A 5,302-nucleotide genomic window follows, 5' to 3' on the forward strand; every position below is an offset into this window, starting at 1 on the left:
CCGCCGAGCTCGGCCGGCTCGCGCGCGCGCGGCTCGCTCCGCTGGCGGCCGCGCAGCCGCGCGTGCGCGTGAAGGGCCGGGGGCTGTTCTTCGGCCTCGAGCTGCTCGACGAGCAGGGCAATCCGGATGCGGGCCTTGCCCGCCGCGTCGTGGAGGGCATGTACGCGCGGCACGTGCTCATCAGCCGTATCGGACGAGACGACAACGTGCTCAAGATCCGGCCCCCGCTCGTGATCGGCGACGACGACTTCGAGCTCGCGCTCGCGACGCTCGAGGAGACGGTGCGCGAGGCGCTCGCCGTGGGGGAGTAGCGGCGATGGCCGCGGGCGGGGGCAGCACGCTGCGACAGCGGCAGCACGAGCGCACGCGCGGCGACGTGGTGCGCGCAGCGCTCCGGCTCATCGCGGCCAACGGAACGCGCGGCATGACGATCGACGGCATCGTCAGCGAGGCCGGCATCTCGCGGGGCACGCTCTACGCGCACTTCCCCGACGGGCAGGGCGACGTGGTGCGCGCGGCGTACGACCAGCTCGGCGAGGAGGTGCTCGCCTCGGGCGCGGCCCGCGCGGCGCTGCACGACGACTGGATCGGCCGGCTCACCGCCCACGCCGAGGCGATGGTCGACCTCGCGGAGGAGCCCGAGCTCGGCTTCTTCTACAACATCTCCGGACCCGGCCGCCTCGGCCTCGACCACCAGTCCGGGGTCGGCTCGCGCGGCCACCGCGCAGTGTTCCACGACGAGCTCGCGGCGGCGCAGCGCGACGGCCGCATCCCCGCCGACATCGACGTGGCCGCCACCGCGCTGCTCATGGTGGGGATGATGCGCCAGACCGGCATCGACGTCGCACGAGACAGCTCGCTGGGCCCGCGGTGCCTCGGCGCCTTCCGCGCCATCCTCGCCGCGCTCGCCCGCCGCTGAGGCCGCGCGTCACGAGTTGATGCGCACGATCTCTTGCTGATAGGGCGCGATCACCGACGTCGAGACGCGGCAGTCCAGCAGCAGGAAGGGACGGGATGCCGCGGGCTCGGCCGCCCACGACGCGAGCCGGTCGAGGTCGTCCAGCGCGCGGACTGCCACGCCCTCCGCGCCGACCGACGAGGCCAGGCCCGCGAAGTCGACCTCGGGGATGAGCATGGGCTCGGGGGCGAGGCCCTTCAGGCCGTAGAGGTTCACCTCGGCGCCGTAGGCCCCGTCGTTCCACATCACCGCGAGCCCGCGGCCGGCGGCCACGCGCACCGCCGACTCCAGGTCGGCGAGCGCCATGAGCCCGCCGCCATCTCCCGTGGTGAGCACGACGGTCGCGTCGGGCAGGGCGGCCGCGGCGCCGGGGACCGACGGGAAGCCGAGCCCGATCGTCTGGAACGCCGTGCCGACCATCATCATGCGGTCAGGCGAGGCGACGGGCCAGTACATGTTCGCCCAGCCGATGAAGTGGCCGCCGTCGGAGACCACCACCCGGTTCCGCGTCGACTCGTGAGACTCCAGCAGCTCGCCGACGCGGATCGCGACCGACCGCGGGTCGAGCCGGCCGTCGGCGGCACGGCCCTCGCCGGGCTCGCGAGCGCGCAGCGCCGCGACATCCACCGACTCGCGCCACCCGCTCGGCGCGGCGCCGCTCGCGCGCACCCCGTCGACGAGAGCGCGCGCGACCGCCGCCGCGTCGCCGCGGATGAAGCCCCCCACGTGCGGGTGCGTCGCGGCGGGGGCGGTGTCGACCTGCACGACTTTCGCGCCCGGCGCGAAGAGGTCGCCGAAGCGCATCGTGAACTGGTTGAGCCCGGCGCCGAAGACGACGGCGACGTCGGCCTCGCGCACGAGCTCCATGGCGCCCTCGGCGCCGAATCCGCCCGTGACGCCGAGGTCGAACTCGGCCCGCGGGAACAGCCCGCGGCCGAGCGCCGTGGTCGCGGTCACCGCGCCGACCGCGTCGGCCAGCTCGCCGAGCGCGTCGCCGGCGCCGGACAGCCACGCGCCTCGCCCGGCGAGCAGGAACGGGCGCTCTGCGCTCGCGAGCGCCGTCGCCAGCTCCGCGACGGCCGCCGCCGCGAACGGGTCGCGGGGCTCGAGGGGCGCGGGCAGGCGCAGCGGCGGCGAATCGGGCACGGGGCCGGCGTCGTGCTGAGCGACGTCGTACGGGATCGCGAGCACGACCGGCACGCGATAGGCCAGGGCGTGCTCGATCGCGATGACGGTGGTCGCGGCGGCATCCGCCCGCCCCACCGTGTACGTGCGCGCGCCGACGCCCGACGCCAGCGCGATCTGGTCGACGTCCCACGGGCGCGGTCCCGAGGTCGGTTCGTCGCCCACGACGAGCACGAGGGGAACGCGCGCCTGCACCGACTCGGCCAGCGCCGTGAGCGTGTTCGTGAAGCCCGCGCCGTACGTGGCGGTGGCGGCCGCGATCCGGCCCGACGCGCGGTGGAACGCGTCGGCCGCCGCGACGGCGCCGGCCTCGTGCCGCATCGCGGTGTAGCGGGCGGACGTGTCGCGCTCGATCGCGTCGAGGAAGTAGGCGTTGCCGTTGCCCATCACACCGAAGACGTGGCGGATGTGCCGGGCGAGGGTCGTGGCGACGTGGGCGGAGACAGAGGGCATGGCGGGGCCTTTCGAGACGGACGGATGCTGAAGCCGTATGTGTCTCGCGCGCGTGGGCGCTGCGTGCCCCTTTTCCGAGCACCGGCGTCGCCGCCGGACGCTCCGATTGTACAACCCGCCCTCAGGTGGAGTCTCAGCGACCGGGCGTGCGCGTCACGGTGTGGCGGCGAGTGCGGCGATGCGCGAGTCCGCCACCTGCTCGAACGCGGCGATCCTGCCGTCGCGCACGGTCCACACGTGCACGGTCCGCGCGTCCAGCGCCTTGCCGGTGCCGCGGTGGGTGGCGGTGTAGCGGCCGACGCCGACGACCGTGTCGCCGTCGACGACGAGCTGGTCGATCGCCACGCCGAAGCCGTCCCACTCGGCCGCCGTCGGGCCGAACACGCCGTCGATGACGGCGTCGGGGCCGATGTAGGTTCCCGCGGTCGGGAAGCCAGCGCACTCCGTCCACACGATGTCGGGGGCGAAGTCGGCCACCATGCCGGGGAGGTCCCCGCGGGCGGAGGCGTCGTAGTGGGCGCGGACGATGTCGACGTTGCTCATGCGGAGTCCTTGCGTTGTCGGCGGATCAGACGGTGGAGGGCAGGCGGTGCGTGGCGCGGAACTCGCTCGGCGACAGGTCGTACGCGGCCTTGAAGGCGCGGCTGAAGTGCGCGGCGTCGATGAATCCCCAGCGCGCCGCGATCGCCGCGACCGAGCGGTCCGCGAGCACGGGGTCGATGAGGTCGCGGCGGCACTGCTCGAGCCGGCGCGTGCGGATCCAGGTGGACACCGTCATCCCCTGCTCCTGGAACAGGCCGTGCAGATGGCGGGTGGAGATGAAGTGCGCGGCGGCGATCGACGCCGGCCCGAGGCTGCTGGAGCCCAGGTTGCGGTCGATGTGGCTGCGGATGCGCTGCATGAGCACGTGGTGCGGGTCGGCGGTCGGCTCGTCCAGCCCGAGCTCGCGCGTGAACACGGTCGTGACGAGGTCGAGCGCCGTGTGCGCGAGGCGCGACCCGGTGGCGCCGTGCAGCTCGTCGAGGTTGGCGGCGAGCTGGGCGAGGTAGGGGGACGCGATCCCGCCGAGGCCCTCGGTGCCGGTGATCCGCACCGCGCTGAGCTGCGCGATCATCGCCGACGGCAGCGTCAGCAGCTGCCGCGGGAACATCAGCACCATGGTGCGGAACTCCTCGTCGAACACAAGCGAGTACGGCCGACTCGTGTCGTAAACCGCGAAGTCGCCCGGCGAAAGCACCGCTTCGCGCCCGTCCTGCACGAGCAGGCCGGCGCCGGAGAGCATGAGGCTGATCTTGAAGTAGGGGCGGTCGCCGCGCGCGATGAGCTCTGGTGTGCGCTGCACCGAGTGGTCGGTGGCGCGCATGCTGGTGACGTGGACTTCGTCGACGACGGCAGAGCGGATGACTCCGCGGAAGCGCTCGGAGTGGAGGCTCGACACCTCCAGGGGCACGAACGAGGCGTTCACGGCGGCGCGGAACTCCTGGATGGTGTGCGCAACCCGCGTGGAGATCACGTGGGCAGGAGCACTCGCGGGCATGCTCACCTCGTTCCTCGATGAGTGCCGTCATCGTATACGGTCTGGCGCGGATTCACACGGACCGCCTTACGCGAGAACGATGTCGAAGCGCGTTTGCGACCACGTGCCGTCCACGGTACGGCCGTCGGGGGTCGGCGTGCCCGGCGGGTGCTGCACGAAGTCCTTGACGAGCGACTCCTTCACGCCGAAGACCGCGTCGGTGCCCAGCAGCTCGTCTCCGCGCACGAAGATGTGCGTCACGAGGCGGCGATGGTCGGGGTGGTCGACGAGGAAGTGGAGGTGTGCGGCGCGCATCGGCGAGCGCCCCACGGCCTCCAACAGTTGCCCGACCGGACCGTCGTGCGGGATCGGGTAGGGCGTGGGGGTGATGCCCCAGAATGAGTATTTGCCGTGCTCGTCCGAGTGCAGGTGGGCGCGCGCGGCGGTGCGGTCGTCGTCGTACTGCACGTCGTAGAGACCGTCCTCGTCCGCCTCCCACACCTCGATGAGCGCGTTCGGCACTGGCGCTCCGGAGAGGTCGGTGACGGATCCCTCCACCCAGCAGGGCTCGCCGGTGGCGCCGAACGAGATGTCGCCTCCGATCGGCACTTCGGGTGAGCCCTCCACGAAGAAGGGCCCGAACACCGTCGCCTCGGTCGCGTGCCCGCGCGCCTCGTTGTTGACCGCGATCGTCTGCATCGAGGTGCCGAGCACGTCGGAGAGCAGGATGAACTCCTGGCGGCGGTCGTCGGTGATGTCGCCGGCGCGGCGGAGGAAGTCGATCGCGACGTTCCACTCGTCCTCGGTCAGCCGCACATCGCGGATGAACGCGTGCAGGTGGCGCACGAGCGACGCCATGACCTGCTGCAGGCGGGCGTCGGGGGAGGAGTCGAACGAGTGGACGACGAGCTCGACCAGCTCCTGTTCGCGGCGGGCCTGCTCATCGCTCGCTGAGGTGGTCATCGGGGCTCCTCTCCTTGCCACGCCGCCCCGACGAGGGCGACGAGCCGGTCCAGATCGACGAATGCCGGGTTGCCCGGCGGGACGGCAGCGAGCACCGCGTCCGCCGCCGGCGCGATGCCCGACTCGGGCATGCCGAGGTCGCGGAGGGCGCGGGGCGCGCCCAGCCGGTCGCCGAGCGCGACAAGCCCGCTCAACGCGCCGGCGGCGTCGAGCGTCGGCGCGCCCAG

At 73.0% G+C, this 5,302-nt stretch carries 5 protein-coding genes and 2 pseudogenes; 2 read left to right on the top strand and 5 right to left on the bottom strand.

What is annotated here, in order from left to right:
- Together QM611_RS08630 and QM611_RS08635 are read left to right on the top strand one after the other, a co-directional pair.
- Nucleotides 1–311: pseudogene (locus QM611_RS08630) on the top strand (aspartate aminotransferase family protein); the annotation flags it as partial.
- A 5-nt stretch (nucleotides 312–316) separates the two neighbouring features.
- The gene (locus tag QM611_RS08635) at nucleotides 317–919 is read left to right on the top strand and encodes a TetR/AcrR family transcriptional regulator (RefSeq protein WP_415079506.1); all 603 of its coding nucleotides are present in this window, start codon (nucleotides 317–319) and stop codon (nucleotides 917–919) included.
- Nucleotides 920–928: 9 nt separating this feature from the next.
- On the opposite strand, the gene QM611_RS08640 is transcribed toward QM611_RS08635, so the two are convergent.
- The 5 genes and pseudogenes from QM611_RS08640 to QM611_RS08660 all read right to left on the bottom strand — a co-directional run.
- Nucleotides 929–2,596: a thiamine pyrophosphate-binding protein gene (locus QM611_RS08640; RefSeq protein ID WP_415079507.1), complete on the bottom strand. Its 1,668-nt coding sequence runs from the start codon at nucleotides 2,594–2,596 to the stop codon at nucleotides 929–931.
- Nucleotides 2,597–2,749: 153 nt separating this feature from the next.
- On the bottom strand, nucleotides 2,750–3,139 hold the full coding sequence (locus QM611_RS08645; protein WP_415079508.1) for a nuclear transport factor 2 family protein: 390 nt from the start codon (nucleotides 3,137–3,139) through the stop codon (nucleotides 2,750–2,752).
- 25 nt (nucleotides 3,140–3,164) lie between these two features.
- A complete protein-coding gene (locus QM611_RS08650; RefSeq protein ID WP_415079509.1) occupies nucleotides 3,165–4,133 on the bottom strand; it encodes a helix-turn-helix domain-containing protein in 969 nt (322 codons plus the stop codon).
- 66 nt (nucleotides 4,134–4,199) lie between these two features.
- Nucleotides 4,200–5,075 carry a dioxygenase gene (locus QM611_RS08655; RefSeq protein WP_415079510.1) on the bottom strand — a complete coding sequence of 292 codons (876 nt, stop codon included), beginning with the start codon at nucleotides 5,073–5,075 and terminating at the stop codon, nucleotides 4,200–4,202.
- A pseudogene (locus tag QM611_RS08660) lies at nucleotides 5,072–5,302 on the bottom strand (maleylacetate reductase); the annotation flags it as partial. The pseudogene QM611_RS08660 and the gene QM611_RS08655, both read right to left, overlap by 4 nt.

It is taken from the genome of Microbacterium sp. (assembly GCF_047606685.1).
Taxonomy (GTDB): Bacteria; Actinomycetota; Actinomycetes; order Actinomycetales; family Microbacteriaceae; genus Microbacterium.

Coding starts and splice junctions, on each gene's coding strand:
- QM611_RS08640 (WP_415079507.1), bottom strand. CDS start 2,596: ATGCCCTCTGTCTCCGCCCACGTCGCCACGACCCTCGCCCGGCACATC.
- QM611_RS08645 (WP_415079508.1), bottom strand. CDS start 3,139: ATGAGCAACGTCGACATCGTCCGCGCCCACTACGACGCCTCCGCCCGC.
- QM611_RS08655 (WP_415079510.1), bottom strand. CDS start 5,075: ATGACCACCTCAGCGAGCGATGAGCAGGCCCGCCGCGAACAGGAGCTG.
- QM611_RS08650 (WP_415079509.1), bottom strand. CDS start 4,133: ATGCCCGCGAGTGCTCCTGCCCACGTGATCTCCACGCGGGTTGCGCAC.
- QM611_RS08635 (WP_415079506.1), top strand. CDS start 317: ATGGCCGCGGGCGGGGGCAGCACGCTGCGACAGCGGCAGCACGAGCGC.